General features: G+C 43.0%; 18 protein-coding genes and 1 pseudogene. 8 read left to right on the top strand and 11 right to left on the bottom strand.

What is annotated here, in order from left to right:
• Positions 1–420: 420 nt before the first annotated feature.
• A complete protein-coding gene (locus AC04NP_RS01695) occupies positions 421–2,772 on the bottom strand; it encodes a hypothetical protein (RefSeq protein WP_482857564.1) in 2,352 nt (783 codons plus the stop codon).
• A gap of 594 nt (positions 2,773–3,366) precedes the next feature.
• On the opposite strand from AC04NP_RS01695, the gene AC04NP_RS01700 reads away from it, so the two are divergent.
• From AC04NP_RS01700 to AC04NP_RS01715, 4 genes and pseudogenes are all read left to right on the top strand, one after another.
• Complete coding sequence (locus AC04NP_RS01700) at positions 3,367–3,696, top strand: ORF6N domain-containing protein (RefSeq protein WP_482857750.1); 330 nt, start codon at positions 3,367–3,369, stop codon at positions 3,694–3,696.
• Positions 3,653–3,817, top strand: a pseudogene (locus AC04NP_RS01705) (VOC family protein); the annotation flags it as partial. The gene AC04NP_RS01700 and the pseudogene AC04NP_RS01705, both read left to right, overlap by 44 nt.
• Before the next feature lie 142 nt (positions 3,818–3,959).
• Positions 3,960–4,196: a TrmO family methyltransferase domain-containing protein gene (locus AC04NP_RS01710; protein ID WP_482857565.1), complete on the top strand. Its 237-nt coding sequence runs from the start codon at positions 3,960–3,962 to the stop codon at positions 4,194–4,196.
• A complete protein-coding gene (locus tag AC04NP_RS01715) occupies positions 4,183–4,725 on the top strand; it encodes a putative collagen-binding domain-containing protein (RefSeq protein WP_482857566.1) in 543 nt (180 codons plus the stop codon). The genes AC04NP_RS01710 and AC04NP_RS01715 overlap by 14 nt, the downstream gene beginning before the upstream one ends.
• A gap of 74 nt (positions 4,726–4,799) precedes the next feature.
• On the opposite strand, the gene AC04NP_RS01720 is transcribed toward AC04NP_RS01715, so the two are convergent.
• From AC04NP_RS01720 to AC04NP_RS01730, 3 genes are all read right to left on the bottom strand, one after another.
• The gene (locus AC04NP_RS01720) at positions 4,800–5,219 is read right to left on the bottom strand and encodes a hypothetical protein (protein WP_482857567.1); all 420 of its coding nucleotides are present in this window, start codon (positions 5,217–5,219) and stop codon (positions 4,800–4,802) included.
• A complete protein-coding gene (locus tag AC04NP_RS01725) occupies positions 5,219–5,683 on the bottom strand; it encodes a hypothetical protein (RefSeq protein WP_482857568.1) in 465 nt (154 codons plus the stop codon). Before AC04NP_RS01725 ends, AC04NP_RS01720 begins: the two co-directional genes overlap by 1 nt.
• Positions 5,684–5,884: 201 nt before the next feature.
• The gene (locus AC04NP_RS01730; protein ID WP_482857569.1) at positions 5,885–6,142 is read right to left on the bottom strand and encodes a helix-turn-helix domain-containing protein; all 258 of its coding nucleotides are present in this window, start codon (positions 6,140–6,142) and stop codon (positions 5,885–5,887) included.
• A gap of 697 nt (positions 6,143–6,839) precedes the next feature.
• On the opposite strand from AC04NP_RS01730, the gene AC04NP_RS01735 reads away from it, so the two are divergent.
• Together AC04NP_RS01735 and lacZ are read left to right on the top strand one after the other, a co-directional pair.
• On the top strand, positions 6,840–7,628 hold the full coding sequence (locus AC04NP_RS01735; RefSeq protein WP_482857570.1) for an NIPSNAP family protein: 789 nt from the start codon (positions 6,840–6,842) through the stop codon (positions 7,626–7,628).
• A 172-nt stretch (positions 7,629–7,800) separates the two neighbouring features.
• The gene (gene lacZ, locus AC04NP_RS01740; RefSeq protein WP_482857571.1) at positions 7,801–10,962 is read left to right on the top strand and encodes a beta-galactosidase, LacZ type; all 3,162 of its coding nucleotides are present in this window, start codon (positions 7,801–7,803) and stop codon (positions 10,960–10,962) included.
• 7 nt (positions 10,963–10,969) lie between these two features.
• Here lacZ and pcaF read toward each other — a convergent pair whose 3' ends face one another.
• Positions 10,970–12,190, bottom strand: a complete 1,221-nt coding sequence (pcaF, locus tag AC04NP_RS01745) for a 3-oxoadipyl-CoA thiolase (protein ID WP_482857572.1) — start codon at positions 12,188–12,190, stop codon at positions 10,970–10,972.
• Positions 12,191–12,396: 206 nt separating this feature from the next.
• Here pcaF and AC04NP_RS01750 point away from each other — a divergent pair, with 206 nt between their 5' ends.
• Positions 12,397–12,789: a hypothetical protein gene (locus tag AC04NP_RS01750; RefSeq protein ID WP_482857573.1), complete on the top strand. Its 393-nt coding sequence runs from the start codon at positions 12,397–12,399 to the stop codon at positions 12,787–12,789.
• 157 nt (positions 12,790–12,946) lie between these two features.
• On the opposite strand, the gene AC04NP_RS01755 is transcribed toward AC04NP_RS01750, so the two are convergent.
• From AC04NP_RS01755 to AC04NP_RS01765, 3 genes are all read right to left on the bottom strand, one after another.
• Entirely contained in the window at positions 12,947–13,351 is a 405-nt protein-coding gene (locus tag AC04NP_RS01755) for a tetratricopeptide repeat protein (protein ID WP_482857574.1), read from the bottom strand.
• Position 13,352: 1 nt separating this feature from the next.
• Entirely contained in the window at positions 13,353–13,508 is a 156-nt protein-coding gene (locus AC04NP_RS01760; protein WP_482857575.1) for a hypothetical protein, read from the bottom strand.
• A gap of 297 nt (positions 13,509–13,805) precedes the next feature.
• On the bottom strand, positions 13,806–15,170 hold the full coding sequence (locus AC04NP_RS01765; protein WP_482857576.1) for a TrpB-like pyridoxal phosphate-dependent enzyme: 1,365 nt from the start codon (positions 15,168–15,170) through the stop codon (positions 13,806–13,808).
• Positions 15,171–15,423: 253 nt separating this feature from the next.
• Between AC04NP_RS01765 and AC04NP_RS01770 the strand changes: the two genes are divergently transcribed.
• Positions 15,424–15,885: a 3-oxoacyl-ACP synthase gene (locus AC04NP_RS01770; protein ID WP_482857577.1), complete on the top strand. Its 462-nt coding sequence runs from the start codon at positions 15,424–15,426 to the stop codon at positions 15,883–15,885.
• Positions 15,886–16,006: 121 nt separating this feature from the next.
• On the opposite strand, the gene AC04NP_RS01775 is transcribed toward AC04NP_RS01770, so the two are convergent.
• From AC04NP_RS01775 to AC04NP_RS01785, 3 genes are all read right to left on the bottom strand, one after another.
• Positions 16,007–18,061 carry an outer membrane protein assembly factor BamB family protein gene (locus AC04NP_RS01775; protein WP_482857578.1) on the bottom strand — a complete coding sequence of 685 codons (2,055 nt, stop codon included), beginning with the start codon at positions 18,059–18,061 and terminating at the stop codon, positions 16,007–16,009.
• A 120-nt stretch (positions 18,062–18,181) separates the two neighbouring features.
• Positions 18,182–23,803: an alpha-2-macroglobulin family protein gene (locus AC04NP_RS01780; protein ID WP_482857579.1), complete on the bottom strand. Its 5,622-nt coding sequence runs from the start codon at positions 23,801–23,803 to the stop codon at positions 18,182–18,184.
• A 189-nt stretch (positions 23,804–23,992) separates the two neighbouring features.
• Positions 23,993–26,257: a S9 family peptidase gene (locus AC04NP_RS01785; protein ID WP_482857580.1), complete on the bottom strand. Its 2,265-nt coding sequence runs from the start codon at positions 26,255–26,257 to the stop codon at positions 23,993–23,995.
• Positions 26,258–26,300: the final 43 nt, after the last annotated feature.

The raw sequence follows: 26,300 nt of genomic DNA on the forward strand, positions 1-26,300 counted from the left end.
ATTATTCAGGTTTTTACATGGATTCGATTCCTTTTTGAGTGGTTATTTGAGACATAATTTTGCTTATATTTAGTAGCCAGTTACTTAGATAGATTGGCAGCATTCAGATTTTTTATTTTAATCAAACTTATAATATCATGTTAAGTATCGAAACAGCATAAAAAAATTAGAAAACCTCTTTGATGCCATTTCGGGGGATAAATTTGAAAATCCTAATGAAGTACTGAAAGAGGAAAATGTTGACCCTCAATTATTGGTTAAAAAAGGGCTTAAAAAAATTGAATCCTTTAAAAAGAAAGCGAAAGAATCTTTTGAAACGGATCGTAAAAGTTTGCTCAACACGGCAATCTTCTTTTTTTAAACAACTGATAAAAACTGCCGAAGCGGTTATTACAAAAATCCGGTTTATGTGTTTCATATTCATTTTTTGATGAGCCAAACATCCGAAACTCTCGAATAATCCCTCCAATTCAAATGAGATTCTTCGGGCCTGTCAAAGGACACAGTGATTTTACTGTCTCCTACAAGCCTTTTTGGAACGACAAACTCTTTAAACCCTTCCAGTTGCTTATCATATTTCACCGGTTCCAGTCTATCTCCGTCAATTCTCAGCAGCGCATCCCCGGATCCGGTAATCCGAATAATATATCTGCCGTTGGGATCGAGGTTTTCATATTTCAGAATAGGGTCATTTTGATATACCAAAGAAGAAAGGCGCCAACGGCTCTTACCTGAGTCCCACCAACCAAAATCAACGGCATCATACACCGTGGTGGTGACATGGGGGCTGTTTGAAATATTGGAAACATCATCGTAATAATGCTCTTTACCTGGGTCTTCCCAAGTACGGATTACTTCCAATCGCTCTTTTTTCTCTTTGTCTGTAGCCATTTGGCTAATTTTCTTAAATTCATCCTCATACCACCATCTGTTATTCAATGGATGATTCACGAAATCTAATATACAGCCTCTCTGCGGACTGCTGGCCTTGTACAATTCAACACTTGTTTGGAGGCCTGTTAAGTTGAACAGGGCTTCCGCATATTTGATAATTTTATGATAAATATCCTGATCGATGGGTTTTGAAACTCCTTCACTGATCTTATCCAGGGCTTTTTTCATGGCTACTTCAATACCAAGTTCATCGACTTGCCCCAGAATTTTATTCGCCTTTTTTTCAAGGTCTTTTTCATGAATGAGTCTCCTGCGAATATAGGTATCATAGTTGGCTCTCATGGTTAGTAAAAGCCACCTCCAGTTGTCAGAAAGTTCCACGTGATTTTTCTCCAGATTATTCCAAAAAGCAAAGGTGGTTTCTACACTTCCATTGGCTATTAATGGCCCAAACCAGTTTTTTTCCAAAGCCAAAATACCATCAGCCACGGCTTGATCATCCTGGGAATTGAAGAAAAAACGGCCGTATTCAGTCAATATATCCCTGACGTTTTTTTCAGGGTTCCAACCACGCTGACTCCATATGACTTTGTTGACATCGTCATGGCAGCCATCGGAATAACTCACAAACCCATCGGTAAACCGGGCATAATTGCGATGTATCTTCGCATAGTATTCCGGTTGAGGGTTGATCCCTTCCCGCCCGATGGTGAGTGCAAAAGCCTGATCGAAATTGGGGGCAGGGTAATCACATCTTACATTATGTGTTATATCGGGGTAATGCCGGTGTTTGTATTGTTTGGGTAAGCGAAAGTGCGTCTCGGAAAGTGGAGGACTGCTGGGGCCTGAAACCACTCCTCTCAGCCATCCGGGTTTTTTATCTTCAAGGTATTTATAGAAATAATCGATTTGTTCTTCGCTGAATCCCTGCAGTGAAAGCCATATGCCTGCTTTGGGATGGTACTTTGTCAATTGTGTATGTAATTCTTTGAGAAAAGGCATTACCTCTCTCGGGTGATTGTGCCCCGGGTCACCTCCCGGGATGAAAACATTGTTTAATCTGGGCGTGTCCCTGTAGAATTTGTGGTGTTTTTGAAGCTCCTTTTCCCGGAGTTTTTTATCAGTGAGGTCAATGGTTGCAGGAATCCAAACCCAGTAGTCTATATCATAAGCCTCGCATATTTTACTGATTTCAAAATTCATCTCCTTACGGGAAATACCCATATGCACACTTTTATCCCCTTTACCACCAAGTGGAATGTTTTCAATGGCATTGGTACCGAAAATCACCAATTCCCTGATATACTGTTCATATTGCGCCACACTCCAGGCATCATAAGAATTCGCGAGATTCCTGTAACCTATCTGATGACCGCGAATGGGGTAGGCCGGAGCTGAAGAAAAATCAAGCGGTAGATCGAGAGAAATCCGGTTTTTACGCATCCTGGCTTTTCGAAGCAACTCGCCAATACCAAACAAAATCCCCCGGTGGTCAGCGCCAATTATCCAGATTATCTTTTCATTTGCCTGGTTTTGGTACAAAAGACGGAACCCTTCAGGACTCATCCCGGTTGAAAAACCATTTTCGCTTTGAGGAATGTCTTTACCCAACAGTTCCTTTGAGCTTTCAAGGCATAGCGCCATGACGGCTTTGTCTGATACCCAATTGTTTATTGGTTCGATTTTGATAGAAGTCCTTTTTTGAATTTCTTCCTGTAAAACTTTCAGACAAGTCTTGCTTATGGTGGACGAAATGTCTTGTGAAATAAGAACCGTGGCTTCGGAGAAACTAATGTCTTGAGCCTGAACACGCTCATCAAACATGAGAATAATTAATAGTACTATCCATTGGAATCCAGTAAAGCTTTTAGAAATCATATTATTATCTACAGGGTTAAAACTATTTTACCGAAGAGCAAGATCAATTAACAGCGATGCCTTTTTATAAATTCTTGCAAACAGCTATAGCGGACACTTTTAGTTTTAGTATCTAGAGTGCTTTGCTACTATATATTAGGCCAAAAAGTGAAAATAGTACTAATGGGGGCTCCAAAATCTTTGTAAAAAATAATGTCTTATATCTAAAACATGCTTTCCCCTATAAAATCCGGTGCTATCTCGGTTAAATAGAATAATATTTTATAACTCAGAAGAGTGAAGGATGAAATATTTTTTGGAGATGTCTGAGTTAGACACTCATTTTGGCCGAAAATGCCGCCTTGTTGTCAATAAAATCACATTTTTTTGAGTCGGCAACATCCCCCTGCCATAGAGCGACATGCAAATACGACGTATAAGCGTAAGTAAATGAAATCCTTGAGATATTATTGCCAGCACTTTTGATATGCCAATTTGGAATATCAAAACAATGAAAGATTTTTAAATGTCAAATAAAATAAAATGGGAGAAGAAATTATATTACCGGAAGAAACAGTAATCAATAAAATTTATGTAATCAGGGGACTGAAAGTTATGTTAGATAAGGATTTGGCAGGGCTTTACGGAGTAACAACAGGGAATTTAAACAAAGCGGTAAGAAGAAATATCAAACGGTTTCCTGTAGATTTTATGTTTCAGTTAACTCATGAGGAGTTCGCAGACCTGAAATTACAAATGGAAACACCTGGCAGGGGAGGTACCCGTAAGATGCCAAAAGCATTTACTGAACAGGGAGTTGCTATGTTGTCAGGTATGGACGCTGCAAAATGGTTTAGCCACAAAGGTCCAGGATCAATGGTCTGGTCAATTCAACATTATCCTTGTAAAGAAGCTCAGGGAAAATGGTGTGACCATCGTGGATGAAATCGAGGAATATGAATATGGTAAATTCGTGCATATTATGGATCCGGAGGGAAATAAAATTGAACTGTGGGAACCTGTTGACAGCTTTTTTACACAAATGGGTGGTATAACAACCAAATAATGTGATTTGATCACCCCTTGTCAGGAAAACCCCACCGCCAAAAGAATGAATTTTGGTGAAAATTAATAACCACCTTCAGGCCATATGATTAAGTTTAAGATATCTTTGTATGGTATTACCGTATAACTTAAAAATGGCTGAGATGGAAAATGAAATTAAACTTGATCCGATAGGGGAAGTTCACGCTGAAAATGGGGTTTTCTCTATTCAGGTAAAAGAAAAATACAGAGACGGGCTAACCAATATCCACGGTTTTTCCCATTTGCAAATAGTATGGTGGGGGCATTTGGGTGATAAGCCGGAATACCGTAACCATTTGATCAATGAGAAGCCTTACAAGGCAGGCCCTGAAAAAGTAGGCGTATTTGCCACCGATTGACTTTGAACCATATTATGACAAAAATGTCTTGTTAATTGACGAAACCAGGACAACCATCTACTGGGGTGTATTCAGTGGAGGCTTTGGCACTTCGTATGGTAGCTGGAATACCTGGCATTGTGGAGCGAGAAATGACATTGCGGCTTTTAGGATCCCTGCTTCCTTCCATCAAAGTTATGCCAGCCAGATAAAACATTTGGGTGTCTTATTGCAAAGCCATCCGATGGAACTTAGAATTCCCAACCAAAAAGCCCTGGTGGATAATCAAACCAGTGGCCTGGAAAGAATACTGGCCAACTCGGCGACAGACAGTAGCTACCTATATGTCTATTCACCCAAAGGCGCCCCTTTCAAAGTGGATTTGAGTTTTATAAAAGGGAAAAAAATCAGGTACCAATGGTTTAACCCCGGAAATGGCCGTACCTTGCGTAAAGGATCATTTAAAAGAAAAGTAGCTATCAAAGCATTTATTCCCCCCACACAAGGCGAAAGCTTCAGCGGAAACGATTGGGTTTTAATACTTGATTAGAATAGGGAAATAGGATTTTTTGACTATGTATTACCTAATTTTTAATTTTGGTTATTAACATAGGGTAATCATAATCACGGATCGATTGGCACAACTTTTTTAAAAATCAGCTTACTATCTGTTTCATCAAGTTCCACTTTGTATAAATCATCTGATTTAATACATGCCAAAACCTTTTTGTACAGGTATGCTTTAGATTCATCAGTGATATTGTCAGATCCCATTGGACCGGTTTTAGGATGGACAAACATTAAATAAATGCTTTCATCTTTTAAAATCAACAGAAAATAGAATCTGAATCCGCCTCTACCTTTCAATCGTTTTTTTATATAAGGAGTTTTTTCACTGTTGTTTAATCTGGTCCCTGAACAAAGCTGTGGAAATGATTTATTGAAAAAGTAATCGATTATGTCACTTTCCAGTGTACTGTCAGGCTTTTTTGAAAACAATTTTTCAAATTCAACCTTAAAATCCTCCAAACAAAAAATCTCCATCAGACAAGTGATAGCTGTCTGGTAGTTTCTACAAAATCAGGAATTTTAGGGAGAAAAAAGAAAACCGACTCTAAGTCTTCGTATCCTTCTTTCAGTTCACCCATTGAATCCTTAAAATTTTTTATTTCGTCTTTGGCTATACCTTTTTTCCTGATATAGCTCATAGAGGCATATTGCCGGATGAGTGATGAATGTAAATCTTTAGCGGCTGAAATCAAATCATTAGTCAACATCAGGCATTCCTCATCCAAATCGTTGAGCCATGTTAATTTTTCAATACACTCATTTATATGATGAATTCTTTCAGTTTTTTTTATTAATGAGTCCTTGAAATCAAGGATTGTATCCAAAAGAGCATTGATCTTTTCTTCATCAAGCATTGAACTCTTCTTCTCAAGAAAAGAGAACATCCTTACATCAGAGAATGTGTTTTCTATTTCGGATTTGTGAGATAGACATGCCATAATCTTTATTTTAACACATAGTAAATATAATAAACAGCCGTAAAATTAAATAACTTTAATCAGTGATAGTGTGCTAAAAACATTTAAATCTGAATTGAGACATATTGAATATAAAGTTAAAAAAAATTGAAACAGGTGAGAAATATGCCATTTTAACACATCATGCCATTCATTTTTAAATTTTAAAACTGTTGGAATCTATTACCATTCCTTATCATTTTCATAATATGAAAGTGCTAAATCAAGAATGGTCGAAGGATGAACTTTGAACGCTCTCGCTATTCTGATAAGCATAGGAATTTTATGAATCCTTTTTCCCGCATCGTATCTCTGATAGGTGATTGTAGTAAAATCATGGTTACTGGCAATGACAACTTTTGCCTGTGATAAATTCTTTTTTTCTCTCAATTCACGTAAGGCTTTTCCAAAGGCTCGAGCCAATCTTTCATTATCGTCCATGCCCTAAAATAATTATGGCAGAACATTTATCCTATTCACAATATGAAAGTTATCCAAAAATTCATTGACATTTTTGATATTTATTATTTAATTAATATCAATATTATAGTTATTCTTTTGGATAATAAAACAATACATGATTTGATATAGCATCAGACTATTATCCGCTCATTATAAATGTATCGATGAAAATCCTGAAACTATGAAAACAAAAATCTTTGAAAACCCTCCTGTTTTGCCTCTTCCACCAAACATTGAGTTTCCCGTTTCCCTGATTAAAGAAGAATTAAAGAATTTAAAATTCATAAGTGATTGAAATAAAGCAGAGGTCGATGCCAGTGCTGGTTTATTGGACTTTAGTGAATTGATTTTGAAGGTTATTGGCTTCGATAATAATCTTCCTGATAAGTTTTATGAATGGTATTTCAGACGTCAAAACAGACTGATTGAAAACATTGACAAAGCTAATGCTCAGGAGTTTCACTGTCGGGCTTTAATTTTTTACGTTGATCTAATAGACAAGAAACGTGAATGTCAGTGACATGGAAACCGGATTCAACATACGCAGACACCGCAAAGTAGCAATGGTAACAGAAATAGTATTTCAGGTTGTTGTCTTGCTCTGATGTTAGAAGAATTTTTTAGTTTTAATAACCAAAGACTTCCTTATCTTTATTTTTTAAAAAGACTATTTAAAATGAAAAGAAGAAATTTCCTGGCCGGATTGGGGCCTTTAGCGGCAGCACCGGTCGCTTCCTTTACGAACATTCATACAACCGCCGAGCATGAAGGACAATACCTGGAATGGATCAAATATGCCTTGCCGCCCGGTACCAACAAAAAGCGAACTGAAAACTACTATCAGGAAGCGGCTATTCCAGCCCTGAACAAATTAGGAATTAAAAATATCGGTGTTTTTAATGTGATGCACGGACCTAACGAGCCCTCCTTGTACGTGCTGATCCCTCACGATAATCTCGATTCCTTAATGACCTATCAGCAAAAACTGTTGGATGACAAAACCTACGGAAAGGCGGCTAAAGATTTTTTGGAATCATCCATTTCCAATCCTGCTTATACGCGTTTGGAAAAAGGATTGATGAAGGCATTTAAAGGTATGCCCAGGGTAGAGCCGGCCATTAATACGATAGGGGAGCAGCGGATTTTTGAATGGCGTATTTACGAAAGCCACAACTACATGAAAGCTCAGAAAAAGATCGATATGTTTAATGAGGCCGGAGAAATACAGATTTTCAGAGACACCGGCCTGACCCCGGTTTTCTTCGGGGAAACATTGTTTGGTGACCTTATGCCCAATCTGCAGTATCTGCTGGTATTTAAGGATATGAATGAGCGGAATAAAAGCTGGGAAACCTTTATCAGAAGTCCGCAGTGGGCCGCTATCAAAGATCTGGAAGCTTATAAAGATACCGTTTCCAATATCTCTGATATCATTTTGAGACCGGCAAAATGTTCCCAGGTATAGCAGTATCGATTGCTTAAAACCCAAGGGTAAATGTCCTGCTTCGGGATGAGGTGAAAAACGGTTATTTTTATAACCGTTATTTCTACGTTTAATTTTTTTCTTTTAAATTGCAAAAGAGAGCCCTGCGCTTTCCATAGCTAACTATTTACCTTTCGAAACCCTGATACGCGCTATGAGAACCCTATTGACCTGCTTGTGTTTGCTGACTGTAACCATAGGTGCCCGGGCCCAGGAACGGCTTGATTGGGAAAACCCTGAAGTCTTTCAAATCAACCGTGAAAAGGCACATGCCTCTTTTTACCGTTTTACAGACCGGCAAACAGCCATTGAAAATGACTACGCAGCTTCGCCATTTTATCAGTCCCTGAATGGCCAATGGAAGTTTAACTGGGTGAAAAGACCTTCCGACCGCCCTGTCTTTTTCTACAAAGAAAGCTTTGATGTTTCGGAATGGACAGATATCACCGTACCATCCAATTGGGAGTTGCAGGGGTTTGGTGTCCCTATCTACACCAACATTATTTATCCTTTTCCCAGGAATCCGCCTTTTATACCTCATGACTATAACCCGGTCGGTAGTTACAGGAAAAACTTTCAGCTTCCCGAAGATTGGCAGGGAACGGATATTTTCATCCATTTCGGGGCGGTAAGAAGTGCTATGTATATTTGGGTGAATGGCCATAAGGTCGGTTACAATGAAGGCAGCAAAACACCTGCGGAGTTTAACATTACCCCCTATCTCAAGGCAGGTGAAAACTGGGTCGCTGTGGAAGTGTACCGGTGGTCAGATGCAAGTTATATGGAAGATCAGGATTTCTGGCGGCTTAGTGGCATGGACAGGGATGTATACCTGTATGCAACTCCTAAAACCACTTTACAAGACTTCAGGGTGATCGCAGATCTGGATGGAAACTATCGAAACGGGCTGTTTGACCTTGAGCTTACCTACAGGAATTCTTCCGGGGAAAATGTATCGGGTTATGCGGTGCAGGTGGATTTGGCTGATGGCGGAACGAACCTGTTTTCTGTTACAGAGACTGTTGATATCGAAGCCGGGGCCGAAAAAAACATTTCCATTAATCAAACGGTTAGCAATGTCAAAAAGTGGACTGCTGAGACCCCTGATTTATATACCCTCATTATACACCTGAAAGACCCGCATGGGGCTACTGTGGAGGTGGCCAGTCATAAGATTGGTTTCAGAAAAATAGAAATAAAAAATAATCAGTTTATGGTGAATGGTGTAGCTGTCTGCTTAAAAGGGGTGAACCTGCATGATCATGATGAAAAAACAGGTCATGTGGTCAGCGAGGAACTGACATTGAAAGATCTCAGGATCATGAAAGAAAATAATATCAATGCCGTCAGGTGCAGCCACTACCCGAAAGACGCCAGCTTTTACCGGTTGTGTGACCAATATGGCTTTTATGTGATCGACGAAGCGAACATCGAAACCCATGGTATGGGCGCCACCAATCAGGGATCATTTGATGAGTCAAAACATCCGGCCTACCTGCCCGAATGGAAAGCCATGCACCTGGATCGCACTGAAAGAATGTATGAGCGGGACAAGAATTTCACCAGCATTGTAACGTGGTCGTTGGGAAATGAAGCCGGCAACGGGGAGAATTTTTTTGCTACTTATCGATGGTTGAAGGATCGCGATAAAACAAGGCCCGTCCAATATGAAGGGGCAACCCAATTTGAAAATACCGACATTCAGGCACCTATGTACCCATTGATTCCGCAACTCGTCAGGTATGCCGAAAACAACCCTGAAAGACCTTTAATTATGTGCGAGTATGCCCACGCCATGGGCAATAGTGTTGGAAACTTACAGGAATATTGGGATGTGATTGAGAAATATGATGTATTGCAGGGGGGATTTATCTGGGATTGGGTGGACCAGGGGCTGCTGGCAAAAACTCCGGAAGGCGAGTCGTACTGGGCTTATGGAGGTGATCTTGGGGGGCAGGCTTATCATAATGACGCTAACTTCTGCCTCAATGGCCTGGTGAACCCTGACCGCACCCCTCATCCGTCTTTGTTTGAGGTCAAAAAGGTTTATCAATACATTAAATTCCGCGAATTTAATGCTGCTGACGGGACATTTACTGTTTACAACGGCTACGATTTCACCCATCTTGACAATTTCAATTTTCAGTGGGAGTTGCTGGAAGATGGGGTGGTGGTTAAAAAACAGCCGCTGCCAGGAGTCACGCTGGGGCCCCGGGAACAGACCACCTTATCCATAACACTTCCATCCATGCAGTCAGGAAAGGAATACTTGTTAAATGTCACTGCGTCATTAAAAACTGACGGAGATTTATTAAAAGCCGGTCATATTTTGGCCAGAGAGCAATTTAAACTGAGCGATGCCGGAACGGCTGATTTTGATAAAAATGCGCCGGGCCATCTCTCTTTGTCATCTGACGATGATGATTATCTGATCAGTGGCCAGGGTTTTGATATTCGTTTTGACCGTAAGACAGGAAAACTGTATTCCCTGCGTTATGAAGGCAAAGAAATTATCAATTCAGCCATTGCCCCCAACTTTTGGAGGGCCCCCATTGACAACGATTATGGTTTCAACATGCCTAAGCGACTGGGGGTATGGAAAACCGCAAGCCTGAATCAGCCTTTAAAAGAGATGTATATTACCAATCCTGCCAAGGGTAAAAGAAAGATCGCCAAAGGGAATGTTAAAAATGGCACCTTTTCAGTGGTGACAGCTTACAAGTTGCCTGCTGTACAGGGAGCAGTATCTGTCACATATGATATCAATGCAAGAGGAGAAATTTTAGTCACCACCAAGGTGTCTGATCTGGCTGATAATTTACCTGTTTTACCAAGGGTAGGCCATGTTTTTGCCATTGGAAAACAGTTTGAAAATGTGTCATGGTATGGACGTGGACCCCATGAAAACTATGAGGACCGGAATACGGCGGCATTTGTAGGTACCTATCGGGCGAAGGTTAAAGATCTTTATTACCCTTACAGCAGACCACAGGAAAACGGGTATAAAACCGATATCCGGTGGGTAAGCTTTCAAAATGGTGATGGCTTTGGCATAAAAATCTCCTCGACCGGTGATTTGATCAATTTTAGTGCCCATCATCAGTTGAATGACGATTTTGACGGAGGATCCAAGAAAACCCAAAAACACACTTTCGATGTCCCCGTCAGGCCGTTGGTTAACATCAATATTGACCACCGTCAAATGGGCGTAGGAGGGGACAACAGTTGGGGGGCTATGCCATTGGAGAAATACAGGATGAAGCCTGGAGATTTTGCTTATGGCTATTTGATCCAGCCTGCGGGTTTGGAAAGGTAGTAATTAGCTATGACACCCGCTCGATGATGGTAGCATATCCTTGACCGACCCCCACACACATGGTAACCAAAGCGTAGCGCTTGTTTTGCCGATGCAATTCCAGGGCGGCTGTGAGCAGGATTCGTGTACCGGATGCACCCAGGGGGTGGCCTATGGCGATAGCACCGCCATTGGGATTGATCCTGGGATCGTCATCAGCCAGTCCCCATGTCCGGATGCAGGCCAGGCACTGGGCTGCAAAGGCTTCATTCAGTTCGATGATATCCATCATTTCCATACTTAAACCGGCCTTTTTAAGTGCCTTATTTGAAGCCTCTACCGGGCCAATACCCATAATTTTTGGCTCAACACCTACTACGGCCGAACTGACAATTCTGGCGAGAGGCTTCAGTGAATGTGCTTTGACAGCTTCATCGGAGGCTACCAGGATGGCGGCGGCGCCATCGTTTAATCCGGAGGCATTGCCGGCCGTAACAGTGCCACCTTCCGATAGTTTTTTAAATGCCGGCTTTAATTGGGCCAGCCCTTCCATAGTGGTGTTGGGTTTGATAAACTCATCCTTGTCAAAAATGCGTGGATCGGCCTTACGTTGTGGAATTTCCACTGCCACAATTTCTTCAGACAGCCTGCCCGAATCCTGTGCGGCGGATGCCTTCATCTGTGACCAAAAAGCAAACCGGTCCTGGTCTTCACGGCTGATTTTATGGATTTCAACAAGATTTTCTGCAGTCTGCCCCATACTGTCCACACCATAAAGTGCTTTCATTCCGGGATTTATAAAACGCCAGCCAAAACTACTGTCATACATTTCCGAATCCCGCCCAAACGACTTTGAGGCTTTGGAAATTACCAGCGGCCCCCTGGTCATATGTTCCACACCGCCGCTGATGAAAAGATCCCCATCCCCGGATTTGATAGCGCGGTTCGCATGCACCACTGCTGACATGCCTGAGGAACACAATCGATTGACCGTCTCGCCAGGAACCGACCACGGCAGGCCCGCCAGCAACAGGCACATTCTGGCAACATTTCGGTTGTCTTCCCCGGCCTGGTTGGCGCAGCCCATGACCACCTCGTCATAGGCTTCCAGGGGAATGCCGCTTTGGTTTTCTACTAACTTTTTGATAACCAGGGCTCCAAGATCATCAGCCCTGACAGGTGACAGGCTACCACCAAACCGCCCAACCGGGGTTCTGACACCCTCCACAATGTATGCTTCTTCAGTCATTTAATTTTCAGGTTATGTTTTGAATGGCCAAAAATAAGCGATTTGCAGAAATTTCAAGAATTTTGATGATCATCCGGACAAAATTGCGTTAAATGGTAGTGTAAATGACATTTTGTCTAAATTCTGAATTCTTTTATTGTGAATTTACGTTAAATTATAAAGCGGTACATTATTTGTAACCATGTTGTAAAAACAAGGAGGATAACATGAGATTTGAACGAGATGGAATAGACCAGATAATGTTGAACATTGATGTAAATAATACCATCAATGGAGGAATGATTCAAACGAAAGTAGACATTGAAGAATATAAAAACGAGACTATTATCACTATAAAGGTTCCCAGCATATCGCCAGACCGGCTAAAACTGAGAGTATTCAATAATCTGTTGCTATTGATGCACCGGATGAACTATGAGGTATCCCTGGGCGGTCAGGTAATACCTTTGACGCAGATTTTAAGAAAAATTCCTGTTCCTAATAAGGCGATCGTTGCTGATATCGATGCGGTTCACAGGGATAATGAGTTGATCATTTTTGTTCCTACGGGAAATGAGCGTCAAAAATTGGATCAAAGCAGGGATATTCAGATTAAATAGTGGTTGATTTAATTTTTGAAATAATCAGTCATTAAGTCCGAAAGCAGGCGGAATTGCCATGTACTTCAACCGATGTTTTTTTTCACCAAAAGAAAAAAGCTGCAAAACATAGTCTTTAAAAACTATATTGTTGCAGCTTTAACCGGTTTTAGGTTTATTATTTTATTCCGCAATCAGGCAATGCTTCTACTTTATTGTAGGCAAGTGTACTTTTCAATAAATGCTGGTTATCGTATACATCATAAGAATGCTGAGCAATAAGTGACCCCTGAAGTTCGACATTGGCCCACTGCCAGGCTTTTTCGAATCTGTTTTTCGCGTCTTCGGCCTCCTCTTTTTTATTTTGTTTTTCAAGACTGACCATCAATCCGCTTAACGCCCATCCATTTTCGGGATATTTAACCAAATCTTCTTTCAAAACCTTTTCTGCTTCTTCATACCTGCCCATTTCCAAAAACAAAGCACCCAGATGATGTCTTACCGAAAAGAACCAGTCCGGTGGTTCATTATAGATGAGGTGATCTTCCGTGTGGATAGCAGCTTTCAGATTTTCTACAGCCAATTCATAATTTCCGGGCCAGTATTACATCGGTAGTAATCTCCAGATGATGTTGTCCAAGGTTATCAAACAAAGGCGCTTCCGGCTTGGCCTTATTTTTACTGTTATTGTATGATACTATCACCAATAGCAAGCCTGCAATCAAAAAGATTCTTTTCATGGTCTTAGAATTAAGTTTCTCGTTTGCTTTTCCCCACCAGTGTTTTTGTACGATAGTGTTTTTACACAATAGTAGTTGCCTGATTTTATAATTCATGCTTACTGCAATGTTACGACAATCATTTCTTTAGGATGATTTTTGGGGGTATACAATTGGTGAACAAGTTGAAAAGTTCTGGTTTTCAGATATCCGTATGTCAAAGTCAACCATTTATTGAAGTTGGTTCTTCAGCGAAATGGTTATTTCTCATAGTCATAGCCCCATAACCATAACCCAACTCAACCAGTTGCTTGTCTGTCAGTTTATCTCAGGCGTATTTAGCTCGGCCAGCGAGGCGTTGATGTCATCCGTGGTAATTTCATGTTTGACCAGATTGCCCTGGAAATAGGCATCATAAGCTGCCATATCGAAATTTCCATGACCACAAAGGTTAAACAGGATGGTTTTGGAGATGCCTTCTTCCTTACACTTCATAGCTTCCTTGACCACGGTGGCAATACCATGATTAGCCTCGGGTGCAGGAATGATGCCTTCGGCCCTGGCAAATTTAACGCCGACCTCGAAGCATGCCAGTTGATCATGGGATTCGGCTTCAATAAGATGATCTTTCAATAACTGACTTACCACCACACCGGCGCCGTGATAGCGTAATCCGCCGGCGTGGATAGGGGCGGGCACGAAATTATGACCCAGCGTATACATAGGCAACAGGGGCGTCATGCCCACGGTGTCCCCGAAATCATATCTGAACACTCCTCTTGTCAGTTTTGGACAGGAGGCAGGTTCACTGGCTATGCAGCGGATATTTTTCCCTTCATCGAAGTTGAGCCGTAAAAACGGAAAAGTTAATCCCGCAAAATTGGAGCCACCACCGAAAGGAGCAATGACTATGTCAGGTAAATACCCGGCCTTTTCCATTTGTAACAATGCCTCTTGCCCAACTATGGTCTGGTGCATCAGTACATGGTTCAACACACTTCCCAGGGAATACTTTGTGCTGTCATCCATGGCCGCCCTTTCGACAGCTTCAGAAATAGCAATGCCAAGACTTCCCGGAGAGCCGGGATCCTGCGCCAGTATTTTTCTGCCGGCTTCGGTTTTATCGGTAGGTGAGGCAAATACCTCTGCCCCCCAGGTGTTCATCATTATTTTTCGATAAGGTTTTTGCTCATAGCTGATTTTTACCATATAAACCTCACAGTCAATGTTAAATAGATGGCAGGCAAAGCTCAATGCACTACCCCACTGACCGGCCCCGGTTTCGGTGGTGATACGTTTTACTCCCTCCTGCCTGTTATAATAGGCCTGTGCTACGGCAGTGTTGGGCTTATGCGATCCGGAGGGGCTTACCCCCTCATATTTGTAATAAATCCTGGCGGGGGTATCCAGCATTTTTTCGAAGTTGTAAGCTCTGTAAAGCGGAGTAGGGCGCCATAGTGAGTAGACATTGCGGACTTCATCAGGTATGTCGATCCATTTTTCAGCACTGACTTCCTGTTTAATCAATTCCATGGGAAAAAGCGGTGCCAACGCCTCGGGACCAATGGGTTCTTTAGTGCCAGGATGTAATGGGGGCAACGGTTTATTGGGCATATCAGCCACAATATTGTACCATTTGTCGGGAATCTCGTTTTCGGAAAGTAAGATTTTTCGCGCCTTCATGTTTACAGATGTTAATTAGTGTTTTATGATGAACAAAATTCTTAGAATTTAAAAAATTTTTATGAAAAAAATTCCCTGTTGTCGATCTTATTTGTTCTGACCGGTCATTCATCAGAATTGTTACGGTATAGTTTTTTGCCGGTTTTCCATAGATCGATACTCTTGTGGGCCATCCGGGTGTTTTTAAAAAGTGTGTGTTAAAAAATCGATGGATTAAAGGGTAAATGTAGATTTTTTTGATTAACTAGTAGTAATGGAAGAATATTGGGATATAAAAAGCAGTTTGTATGAACAGTGCCGGGCAACTGTTGAAGCCAGGATTACTTCCACCGGGAACGCTATGGATACAGCCCGTCAGGCCGCTAACCTGGAGGCTAAGAGTAGTGTGGGAGATAAATATGAAACAGGCCGGGCTATGATGCAATTGGAAATGGAAAAACTGACTTTTCAAATGGAGGAGGCTTTAAAGCTTAGAAAGGTCCTGCATCGGATAAGTATAGAAGAAACAAGCCGGAAGGTTGATTTGGGCAGTGTGGTTAAAACTTCCATGGGAAATTTTTTTGTTGCGGTGCCTGCCGGTAAGATGGATGTTAATGATACCGTTTACTTTACAATTTCTTTGGCCTCACCCATAGGTCAGGCCTTGTATGGGCACAAAGAAAACGAGAAAATTGTTTTCAATGGTAAAGAGGTTACCATCCATCAAATATTCTAATGGCAGGATAAGGTTTTGTCGCTTTCCGGTTTTTTGGCTTCCTGATCAACTGGCCTCACTATCTTGTTGCTGATCCATACAGTAGCCCTGAAATCTGTTGTGAGAAGATTTCGGATGGCTATTAGTGGAATTTGTAACTCACAATTTCTTTGGGATTTTGCCGGTAATATATGGCGTTTAAAATATCATCTACCTGGTAGCTAGGCTCTTTTTCACACCTCATCCTGATGGTTTCAAAAATTTCTCCGGTGTCTTTGCTGACCCTTACCAGGCCGTAATTAAGGCCTCCCTGAGATCCGGGAGCACTAGTGTTTTGCTTCTCCAGGCTGACCAGCATAAAAATGAAGTCCGATGAACGTGTGCTTGCTTTGAACCTCCGCTGTGCGGCTATCATGGCCGCAGGTGAATAAGCACGTGCCTTTTGTCTCTGGCTGTCATAAGTATTGTTAATTAATGCCTGATTTCCCTTTTCCAGGTTGTTTTCAGACTGTGCTATAGGCTGACCAGGGACTGCTCCTGCCATTTGTGCTGGCGGGCGACATAGCGCGTCTAAAACAGCATTCATATTATGGAAGGCTCTTAAAGTACCCGGCTGATCAGGGGGCGGATAATACTTCTGAAATCTCATCTGTCCGTCAAAACCAATCAATGCCATGTTTTGCGCCGAATTTAAAAGTAAACCATCATTCCTTACTTCCACATGGGTAGGTGTTTCCTCTCCTTCAAAGGTGATTTTCTCTCTGAGGATACGCAACTGAGCGTTATCCAGATTAACTTCATAAAGGGTTCGTTCCTCACTGGAGAAAACGTAAAGAAAATTTTTCTTAAAAACCCTTAGCAATCTGAACCGGTCAGCTTTATATTGAGTTTTGCCCGCCATTATTCCGGACTTAATGGATTTTGCCAGTTTAGGCTGACCGGTTTGTAAATCGAAAATGTTAATTTCGCCACTGTTGTCGGGGCCAGGTCTTGTGATGTATAGCAAACCGCTGTTGGTCATTTCGGTATACTCTAACCCCCCATTGATTGGCAGGGAGTGCTCAAACTTCAACTTTCCATGGTCAGTATCCAGGATGTTTAAGTATGAAACATCACCCTTGGTCATGGTCAATAAGAAGTCATTATCAATGCGACCGATGTTCACCACTGCCCCTGGTACATGAATACCCCCAGCCTTTTTGTTCCATAGATTCCTTTTGCCCCATAAGGTATGCCCGGTCTGATAATCTACTAAATGAATATTGGTCTTTGACATAGTATTGAGCGTATCGATTCCAGGCAAAATGATTAATCCTTTTTGATGGCTGATAATTTCATTGTCCGGTCCGTTGATGTTTACAACCTCAGGCCATAGTTGCCGGCCATCGATTACATCATAACCCATGAGGTATCTTGATTTAAGGTAATAAAAATAAGCGCCGGACGCGGATCGGATGAGCCTGGATTTACCGGAATCCGAATCCACCCCCTCCGGTTCAGGTAGCTCTGCTTTCCAGATTAACTGACCGGTTTGTGTGTTGATATTAAAAATACCCTGGCTGTTAACCATAATAAATCCTTGTCCGCCGGCTTCTATCAGGTTAAAGGCCGCGACTTCATGATTTTCCGGTGAAGCCTGCGTAACTTTTAAACTGTTCATGACTTCTCCTAAACCACCGGAGCCGGTAAAAAATTCGCCGTTATTCCATAATTCTTTACCTGTCGCGATATCGAAAAGGCTAAACGATGTCTTCAGTTTTTCTTTGTAGCCGCAGATGAGAATAGTTCTGGATTCAAACAATACATTTTTGGCTATTACCGATGTAAATCCTGCTTTTTTGGTATCCGAAAGTATTTTACCCTCATAGGGGTCCAATATGATTACCTGGTTTGCCAGTGATATTTGTGCGTAAAAGGTATTTGGCAAAACCTGGTAACTATCAGCAGGGATATTTCCCAGCCTTTTAATCTGCCAAGTAATCCGGCCTTTCTCAGGGTCGATGCCATATAAGCCGTCATTGGTACTTACAACGAGGTTACCAAAGGGTGTAATCTGTTGCCAGTTAATGGAGCTCGCAAATTTTAACTTCCAAGCTTCTGAAGGATTCGGATCAAGCCTTTTACCCACTACATTATTAAGCAATAAGCATAACACCACGCCAACTGCACCGAGCCTGAACACATGTAAAAGTCTCATACATTTATTTTTGCGATAATTTCACATGATTAGGGGGAAATCCCTAACCTTTCTTCCGCTAAACAGTACCAGGTAAGAAAGTTGGCAATATTAATTCCTGCGCAGTGGTCGAGGGGGGTATCACTGCACGCCGGCCTTTTTAACTTCTACCCATTTTCCTGGCTTTCTGGCATTAATAGTGTTGTCATACATTGCCTCACAATAAATAGCAGGGAGATAAAACCGGCCTGCGTAACTGGCGTTGAGCATAATACGGAATGTTTTTCTTTTGTTAGCCTGTAAGTCGAAATAAGTGTAGACCCTGTCGTCCCTGATGTCCTGATACTGTGGCTGATCATTTTCCCTGGGGTAGTCGGTGTTATCCATACGGTTATTGATGATTTCCCACCCTGAGGGAAAGATTTGTGTAAGGGCCAGCTCATGATAATGTCCTCTCAGGCCGGGGTTACTCAAAGTAACTTCTGCAGTGAAGTCGGTACCTTGTTCCAAGACAACCGGATCGATGATGTTACCATCCATGTCTTTGTAGATTACCGATATGCTGAGGTTATTCGAGGCCTGGGTATTATCGCCTGTTTCAGGTGTACCTTCCAGCACAAGTCTGGCATACATTTGCTGCTTGCCGGTATTGGTCACACTCATTTTGCCCATGGGCCTGGCATCGACTTCCAGGGTCTTTTGGGCCATAGACAAGGCGGTTGTCGCCGATGTTTCCTGTTGGTCATTCAGTTTGAATTTGAATGCAATTCCCCCTTCCGGTTTTTCCAATTGAATAAATTCGGTAGCCGCAACAAGGCAGAAGGCAGTGGTTTGTGTGCTCATCCAGTAATTGTTGTTACTAAGATGTTCAGATAGCATTTTCATCAGGGCAAAACCTTTTTCTTTTTCCCCCATTAAACTCAAAGTTTGCAGGATTATCGCCTGATCTCTGATATTGGAACCGTATGTGTAGGTTTGTTCCTGGTAAGGTTGTATGGTGGTAACAGCGTTGTTAATAAGGCTTTTGGCTGCGCCGGATTGCCCGGCCAACTGATAAGCTGCCGCTAGCTGCCATTTAGCCACATTGGAAAGGTCTTTACTTTCCCTAAGCCGGTTCATCGCGCCTTTTTCAGGGGAGTTATCCAGTGCCAGCGTATACAAACGGTAAGCCTGGATGAGGTCACTTCTGCGATAGTTGGGGTTTTTACGCCATTTTCTGGCAGCTTTTCTTTGGAATTGTTTCCACTTTCTTAATAATTCGGCAGGAATCAAATAACCCTTGCTCTGGGCTTCTATGAGAAAATGGCCGACATAGCTGGTCGACCAGTCATCATAGTGTGACTGACCAGGCCAATAACTAAAGCCGCCATCACTGTTTTGAAAGGACTGCAACCTCGCTATGGCCGCGTTTACATTTCGCTGAATTTTTTGTATACCGGTTTCATGCATTTCCATTACGTCAGTAAGATACAATTGTGGAAAGGCAGAAGAAACAGTTTGCTCAATGCAGCCATGAGGATAACTAAGTAAATACCGTAATCTTTTTTCCAGATTGATAGGAGGGATGCTGTATACTTCCAGCATGCCTGAATTAGTCCCTGCCATCCCCACATTTTCAAAATCAGTTTCCCAGGTTTGTCCGGCAGGGATGAGCCGGTCTATCACTTCAACCACCGGAGGGTTTGGATTCCTTACCTCGATTTCTATGTCATACCGGGCTTTTTCATGGCCGGATTGGGCATTGATCGTAACTTTTCCTACACCCAGGTGTGGTTTGACCTGCAAGGCGAAGTCCACCAACTGATCGGAAGGGCCGTTGAAACGTAGTTTTTTGGTTTGTGGCCCTTCCAGTCTAAACCGGTCATTGGTGCTGACATCGACATTGACATTTTCGATCGATGCATCGGACACAAAGATGTTAGCGGGCAGGAAGACGTTTTCGCTAGGTCCAAGTACCCTGGGTAATGTGCCCAATACCATCAATGACTGCCTCACCGGGGTTACTGCTTCTGCTTTGCCATAAGCCCCGTTATGGGCGGCGACTACCATAGTTTTTACCGAACCAATGTATTGAGGCATCATAAATGTGTGGGTAGCTTTTTTGTTGGCTTCCAGGTAAAAGGGACCAAGATATCTTACTACCGGTTTAAAGCGGTTTACTTTGGTACTTGCTTCCTCGCCTCCGCTTTCGTCACCACCAATCGCCAAAATACGTTCCAGATTTCCTCCGTAAGCGCCGATTACATCTTCAAAAATATCCCAGGTCTTTACACCCAATGCTTCGCGGGCGTAAAAGGATTGCCAGGCGTCGGGTGTTTTAAACCGGGTAAGATCCAGCAAACCTTCATCAACTACTGCCACGGTGTAGGCCATCGGCTTGCCGTCAGTTTCGGAGATTTTAATCGTTACTTCTTTTTCAGGCTCCAGTTCAGCGGCCATATCTATGACCGGATCGAGGTGTGTGTCGGAGTTGTCAATACGGATGGGTAGAATGCCATAAAGCCTGACCGGCAGGTCGTTAGCAGTCTGGGCATGTGGTTGTATGAGACTAACGTTCACATAAATATTGGGGGCCATAGCTTCGGTAACGGTGAATATAAAAGGTGTTTCTCCTTTTTGCGTTTCCAGCCAATACCGGTCAATGATCCCTGTACCATTTTCTATGCTGATCAAAGCCCTGCCGTTGTCACTTGCGGGGATGCTGATTTTCACATCTTCACCCACCTTGTACTTTTCTTTATCAGCCGAAAATGAGAGCATCGATGCCGCCCCGGGAAATTCCCGCTGGCCACGTCCTGCCCAGCCGGGCCAGTCCATATAGATTACTTTTCCGGCACAATGTCCTGATATCGGATCACAAACCCTTATGAAAAACCTTCCCCATTCCGGGTAATTCACCCTGAACCGCCAGCTACCCCGGCCGTTGGTAGTATTGATTTTGGCCTTTTCCAGTGGAAGGTTGTGTGACCGCCCGATGTAGTTGGAAATGTTCTGGCTCGATTGATCCCACCACCATCGCCACGATAATTTATACAATTCCACCTCGACGCCGGTTCTTGAAACCGGCTTGCCGTTGGCATTGACCGTGACAATATCCACGCGATGGGTGGTATCGGTCAGCAACATACCCCTCGCCCGGTCTCCTTTAGGTGTTCTCAGTCCGGCAAATGAGGTATACGGGTAATAAGGAATGCTGAACCGGTCCACGCTGAATCCGCCGCCACTTTCAAAAACTTTTCCTTTAAAATGTGCCATTAGCACACCTGGTGCTGCGTTTTCGGGACTCAGGGAGGCGTTAATGGTTGCATTGCCTCCGGCATCGAGGAAACCCTCGAAAATCTTCTGACTTTCACTGTAAAATTCCCTTGCCGGATCGTCGAAGGTATATTCGGCATATTTAGGAAACGTGGTGGTACCCTGGTTAAGAACTACCTCGAATTCAGCCTTTAAATTTCTGGCCGGGGCGCCATGGAGCCAGTTGACCTTGAGCTGACCGGCCAGGTTTTGCTGGCCGGCTGTGATTTTGTCCGTGCCAAAATCCAGATTAATTTTTAACCGGTTGGGTTTGATGGTTTCAATTTTTAATGTCTTTGTAAACGTGGCTCCGCCTACCTGTACCGTGGCAAGCCAGTTACCGGTGAGGTCGCTATCTTCTGTGCGGGAAGCAAAATGATACATGCCACCTACCGATGAAGTCCTGACCTGCCTTTGTTTGATCTGACCTTTGGGATTTTTCAGTTCAAAAGTAACCGGATGCTTATCGGGAATCCGATCATTTTTATCTTCCAGAATAAAGGTAAGAAAAATGTCGTCACCCGGCCTCCAGACACCTCTTTCCCCATACAGAAATCCTTTTATGCCTTTTCGGACCACCTGTCCCGAAACATCAAAATTGCTCAATGACAGTGCATTGCCATCATCTACTTTGAGGTAACCTCTTTCTTCCTTATTTTTGGCGATGATCAGGTAAGGCTTTTTGGTAAGGTCAACTTTCACAAAACCCTCTGTGTCTGTGAAGGTGCTTTCAATCAATTGTTGCTGGAAATCATACACTTCAATCGTTACTCCCGATAGTGGTGTGGTGGTTTGAATATCAGTAACTGCGACCATCAATTGCCGGTCATTGCCCATCTTGGCAATCAACCCCAGGTCAGAGGCCAGCAAATTCCTGGTTACGCTCCTGCGCCCGTAAGCGTAATAGGAGGAATGGCAGGGGTTGTCCCGTTCCTCCCAACGATAATCGGGATCATAGGAATAGTTTTCATAGGAGTCCCAGTAACTAAATTCATCTTCTTCGTAATCATCCCGGTTTTCTTCGCCCACACTTGTCATTCCTTCCTCGGTGATTTCCTGGCCCGGACAATTGTAAGCTGCGTGCTTTTGACCGAACCCCAGTTGTACCTGATAAATAGCCCCTGGTTCGGCTGCAATCAACTGACTAAGGTCCAGGGTGAATCTGTTCCATTTACCTAAATCTGTGACACCCTGATTACTTAAAGGAATAGTTTTCTTCAAAAGAGGTCTGCCCACCCGGTGGATTTCCCGGTTGCCTTCCAGGTTATTGACCTGTAAAAACTGGGGTACGTTGCTTTCGTAAATCTTGGTTACCTGCACCTGTATTGCTTTCAGGCTCACTGCTTCAAAGGGCAATACCAACCCGTCAGTGCTGGGCAAAACAACACCTTTTCCCACCAACCTTACGGCCGGTTTTATTTGTTCAAAAGCTACCGCTATCCTTTTGGCCTCCTTCATTTTGTAGTTTTGAATGTTTTTTATACCTGGGAAGAGGTTGACAGTCATTTGGCCTGTCTGTCTTACCGGGGGATAAACCCTGATTTCATTGTCATCGATGACAAAACGAAAATCACTTAAATTACCTATCGTTATTAACCCATTTAAATCTTGTTTTTCCAGCAGGGGATCTGAAAATTGCAGGCTGACATATTGTTCCGGGTTATGAATTACCCTGGCATTTAACAATTTAAAATCTCCTATAGCCGGAACCTGAATGATTTGTTCGCCTCGCTTTTTGATAGCAAGCGGGGAACCGTCCCATTTGACCTCTACCCGGCCGGCGGCGTCGCCTCTTATGATGTCTTCTATAATGAAGGAATGATTTTTCTTATCGGGGTCATGCTCCCAGATGATGGAGAGATTTTTATTGTCTTGGCTGCCCGACAGTATTTTCTCTACCTTTTGGGCATCAGCGATGTCGGCCGTAACAAGGTTGCCAACCAGCTTTTGTCTTTTCAGGTTGGTTTTGTCATAAACAGTAAGCCCCTCAAACGTTACCTCAAAATTTTGTGCCAATGTTTGAAAACCGAATTCAAATACTGACAGTTCATCAGGCACCTCCATCATATCACTCAGTTTAAAAGCCACCTTGTATTCTTTCCCTGAGTCCAGCCACCCGGCAGGTTTAAATTCAATGGTTTTGCTGTCCGTCCAATAGGCTTTCCCTTCAACAGCAGGCTTTATTTTGAAGAGGGCCCTATCAGCCTCTTTTCCAACAAGTGTTGGGTCTTGAAACGCTTCGGCAAACCGTACTCTGATGGACGATTCCCGGGATATTACGCCGGCCGTATAAGCTGCCACATAGGCGCCGAATGCCGGGTCCACCGAATCCCGGGGGCCCTTGGCAGCCTCTGTTCTACCGGAAAAATAAAAGACTCCTGTAACAGTTGCCGTTAATACCAGGAAAAATAAGATCAGGTGACGGATGCCGTATTTGCGAGCGCCTGGCGTTTGGGTATGACTGGTCATGGTGTCAATAATTTAAAAAATCTACTAATCAATAAATTTCGCAAATAATTATCAATAAAAAAGGAACATGTAATATTGTCTGATGATTTGAGATCAGGTATTCTGAAATGAAAAGGCCCGGGGCCAAATAAAAGAGGCCCCGGGCCCTTTGCCCGCGAGGTAGCTGAAAGCAGAAAACTGCCGCTATGCTTATTTGGAAGGCATTTTAACTGGCATTTTCTCTTTTAGGTGGCGGTCGAGATACGCCATATATTGGCTGTATAACAAAATGTAACTTTTGCCGCTATATGCCACACCATGGGCTCCCGGGGGATAAATCCTTAAGTCCGCGTCTTTCCCGTTATCGATAAGTGCCTTAACCAATTGCATTGTATTTTGCATATGCACGTTTTCATCCATACCGGAATGTGCAATAAACATGTTGTCTTCCAGCTTACCTGCGTGTGTGGAAGATGAACTTTGCATGTACCCCTCTTCATTTTCACTCAACAGTCCCATATACCTTTCGGTGTAAATACTGTCATACAGGCGCCAATCAGTGACAGGGGCCCCGACCAATGATACTTTAAAGACACCGGGATGATTAAGCACTGTAAAACTGGCCATGTATCCGCCATAACTATGCCCTCTTATGGCCATATTGTCTTCATCGACCCAGGGTTTACCACCCAGAAATTTTGCCGTTTCCACAAAATCATGGCTTTCCCATTTGCCCAGGTTTTCGTAAACTATCTTTTCGAATTTACTGCCATAACCACCACTACCCCGGTTATTGACATTGGCCACCACGTAACCACTTTGTGCCAGATACTGCTCCCAGCTATTGGTGCCAAACTCGTTGTAGACAGATTGTGCCCCGGGGCCACCGTAAATGTTCAGTACCAGGGGATAAGGGGTGTTCGGATCGAAATCGATGGGTTTGACTACATAAATATCCAGGGTTTGACCGTCGGTTGTGGTGAATTGCATCAATTCCCTAGGGGCGTAAACATGACCATTAATGAATTCTGAAACCTCATTGTTATCCTCAAACCGGTGTAACATTTTGCCCCTCGTAGACCATAAAGCCACCTGCGTAGGAGTGTTTACATTGGAAAAGCGATCTATCAAGTACTTGCCATTGGGTGAGAGATCGACATGGTGTCTGCCGTCGCCCTCAGTTAGCCGTTTTTTGCCATTTCCATCGAAGTTAATGGTGTAAAGATGCCTTTCAAGGGGTGATTTTTCTGTGGAGGTATAGTAAATTGTGTTTTTCCTGGTATCTACAGCCTCGACAGTTACCACCTCCCATTCTCCCCGGGTAACCTGGTTTAGCAATTTACCATCATAGTTGTACCTGTAAATATGGCTCCAGCCGTTTCTGTCTGAAATCCACAAAAATGATTCCGTATCTTCAGGAAAGAAAAACAGGTGATTGACACCGGCAAAGAAATCAAAAATGTCAATCCATTGTTCGGATGTCTCCTGCATAATGGTCTTCCCTTTACCGGTTTTTACATCATGAAAACTGAGTGTAACTCTGTTTTGTTTCCTGTTGAGGTGTGTAATCGCCAATTCTCCGGCCCTGGCAGTCCAATAAATCCTGGGAATATACCCGTCATTCAGGGCTACATCCATCCACTGATTGGATTGTGAGGCGATATCGATGACACCAATTTTCACTACAGGATTTACATCTCCTACTTTTGGATAGCGGACGTTGACATATTCGGCGTGTTTGCCGCTGTAATCTGTCATTTGAAATACCGGAACTTCCCGCTCATCAGACTGCCAAAAGGCAATAAACTTGCTGTCAGGAGACCAGACCCACGCCTGGGCCAATCCAAATTCTTCTTCATAGGCCCAGCCAAACCTTCCGTTATAAAAATGCTCGGCGGCATCATGGGTCAGTTGGGTCTCTTTGCCTGATGTGAAATCGAAAACAAACAAATTCCCTTTCCTTTCATAACCTATTTTTTGGCCGTCGGGTGATAGTTCTACCGTCTGGGCATCCCTGGCTACCAGCCGTAAAGACTTGTCTTTCAGTGAATAAAAATAATAATCGGAGATGCCGGAACGCCTCCAGATCTTTCGAAAGTTGCTTTGAAAAAGTATATGTTTCGAATCCTGCGACCAATGAAAGGAAACATACTGAAAAGGTTCATCGGTACCGGGAAAAGTTAATCCCTTTCCATCGAATACCAGCGCATCCTGCCCGTTTTTGGGGACAAAAGATCTGATTTCGCGGGAACCGTCATCCCTATTTCTCTTCACATATGAAAATTTATCCCCTCCGTCGATCCAATTGATGTTTTCAGGGCCACTTGCCCCTCTTAATTTCGCCCCTGAGTATAGAGCGTCCTGCAGGTTTTCATAGGATTTTTTTTGGGCCGGTAAAAGCAGGGAAGTCATCGCCAGTACGATGCCTGAGATTACCACGGGCCAGTTTAACGGTTGCTTCAGTTGTTTATGCATTGACATTGATTTGTATAGTTAACAAAGTCTGAATTTAATGAAT

This window comes from Agaribacillus sp. DX54, from assembly GCF_056858335.1.